Here is a 2,223-nt window from a genome sequence, read left to right as displayed (position 1 = left end):
ATGGTGCAGATGGTCTCCCACGGCCTGATTTTGGCGCTGCTGTTTGATCTGGTGGGCCTGGTGGAGCGCAAGGTAGGAACGCGGGATCTCAACGTGCTCAACGGCCTGCTCAATCCCCTGCGCGGCCTGCCCACGGTGAGTGCCCTGCTGATTTTAGGCGGCATGGCCAGTGCCGGGATCCCAGGCTTGGTGGGCTTTGTGGCCGAGTTTTTGATCTTCCAGGGCAGCTACCAAGATTTTCCGTTGCCCACGTTGCTCAGCATCTGCGGCACCGGCTTGACGGCGGTGTATTTTGTGATTTTGCTCAACCGCACCTGCTTCGGCAAATTGGACAACCGCACCGCCTACTACCCCCGGGTGCAAGGTTGGGAGCGGATCCCGGGCTTTCTTTTAACTGCCTTGATCGTCTGGTTTGGGATCCAGCCCATGAACCTGGTGAAATGGCCCCAAACCTTGGCCTTTACTCTATCCACCCAGGTGGCTCAAGCCCAGACGCTTGTCATCGCGGAAGCCGAACATTCTTCTCCCTCCAGTTTGCTGCAGGGATCCCTGATGGACAACGCAAGCTCATGACTTTCTCCCCTAGCCGAAGGCAGTGAAGAGTTGGAGACTTTTTCCATGACGACGACCCTGGTTACGCCCAAGCTCCCCCCTTCCACCCATCCCTTTGCCGAGGTGGTGCATCGCTTCGAGGCAGGGGGATCGATGCTGCCGGATACGCCGGAAAACCTGATGCAAATTATCGGCCTCTACAAAGCCTATGCGGTGCCGATGGACTTTTACTGGCGCGATCTGCTCTACATTGCCGAGCAGGTGTTTGTGGATCCCTTGCCCTTTTTTAAGTTCATCATTCCCGAAGAATATTTGAAGCTGGCCAACCACTACGCGGGGGATAATGCCGATTTGCGCATTTGGCGCGGCCCCGCTACGGCCCACCCGGAACTGCTGGAGTTCATGGAAAAAGGGGAGCTCAAGCGCAAGCTGCCGCGGATTTTGCATCACCTTTGGCATGACCGCATCAACATGGAATTTGCCGAAGAATGTATGCGGGCCATGCTCTGGCACCGGGATATGGGAGGCCTGCTGGATCCCTATATGGATTCGGAAGAATACAAGCAAAATGCCGACCGCGCCATCCGCGCCTACTGCCAGGGCAACCCCCTTTTGACCGGCCTGTACAAGCTCTTTCCAGACATGTTTCTGGAACTCTGCCGCCAGGCCACCATGTATTCGGTGCTGGGCCTGTTTTGGGAGGTGATGGCCCCCGTCTTTTTTGAGATGAGCGATCTCTACGACGAGGGCAAAATCACCAGCGTGCCGGAGGCGATGAACTTTTTGGTTAACGGGATCTTCGCCATTGCCGGACGGCCCATTTATCACCGGGTGCGCATCCGCGGAGAATGGTACGATATTGTGCCCAAATCCAAGGGATTTACCTGGCTATACGAGGCGGCTTTCCCCTACGTAGAGGCGGTGTTTTATCGCTCTTCTCCCTTCCGCGGCACCAAGTCCTATAACGCCCAGGCCAACCAAGTGCCCGTTAACCAGTTGGACTTCCACTACGGGGTTCTCTACGCCGACAAGTTTCCCGTGGCCAGTGCCGGGATCCCGCCGACGCTTTTGCACCAGGATATGTACCACTTTTTGCCCCAGTATTTGGTGGAGTACTACCGCAAGCATTGCCGCGGCGAAGATGACATGCTGATCCAGATTGGGATCAGCTTTCAGCGCTCCATGTACAACGTCACCTCAGCCGTGATCCAGGCAGGTAGAGCAGCTTTTCTCTATCCTTTGGACGATCCCAATCCGCGACATTTGATGATGAACCGCCGTTACTTTGAGGGGCAACTCAATCGCTTCACCCGGCCGGAATACGGGATTCGAGAAGCAGCTCGCCTGGCCTACATTCAGGATCAGAACTATCGCTAGCCGACTTCAAGTCTAGGCATTGACTCTGCCCATTTTCAGTTGTATTCAGGCCAGGTAGCTCTGAAACTGCCCACCACTTTGACTTTCCTGTCATCCCAACTGCTAGCAAAATAAGGATTTTGGCCATGCCTGATATTGTCGATATTGCAGTTTCTGCTGAGGGTTTTTCCACCTTGGTTACAGCCGTGAAGGCGGCAAACTTGGTGGATACTTTGAAAGGCCCTGGCCCTTTCACTGTTTTTGCGCCCACCGATGCGGCTTTTGCCAAGTTGCCCCCCGGCACCATCACCACCC

At 55.5% G+C, this 2,223-nt stretch carries 3 protein-coding genes; all 3 read left to right on the top strand.

The genetic code is table 11. From position 1 onward, the window contains the following. Positions 1 to 573 (top strand): proton-conducting transporter membrane subunit (locus tag NW809_RS12155; protein ID WP_414402256.1); only part of this gene is annotated, 573 nt, incomplete at its 5' end. Between the two features lie 45 nt (positions 574 to 618). Continuing rightward, on the top strand, positions 619 to 1,929 hold the full coding sequence (locus tag NW809_RS12150; RefSeq protein WP_414402255.1) for a CO2 hydration protein: 1,311 nt from the start codon (positions 619 to 621) through the stop codon (positions 1,927 to 1,929). Between the two features lie 125 nt (positions 1,930 to 2,054). Continuing rightward, on the top strand, positions 2,055 to 2,223 hold a 169-nt coding region (locus NW809_RS12145; protein WP_414402257.1), incomplete at its 3' end, for a fasciclin domain-containing protein.

Source organism: Synechococcus sp. WC101 (genome assembly GCF_047461555.1).
Taxonomy (GTDB): Bacteria; Cyanobacteriota; Cyanobacteriia; order Thermostichales; family Thermostichaceae; genus Thermostichus.
This window is presented reverse-complemented; position numbering and strand designations above follow the sequence as displayed.

Bases quoted from the DNA above. Each gene is read 5' to 3' on its own strand.
- NW809_RS12150 (WP_414402255.1), top strand. From the start codon at position 619: ATGACGACGACCCTGGTTACGCCCAAGCTCCCCCCTTCCACCCATCCC.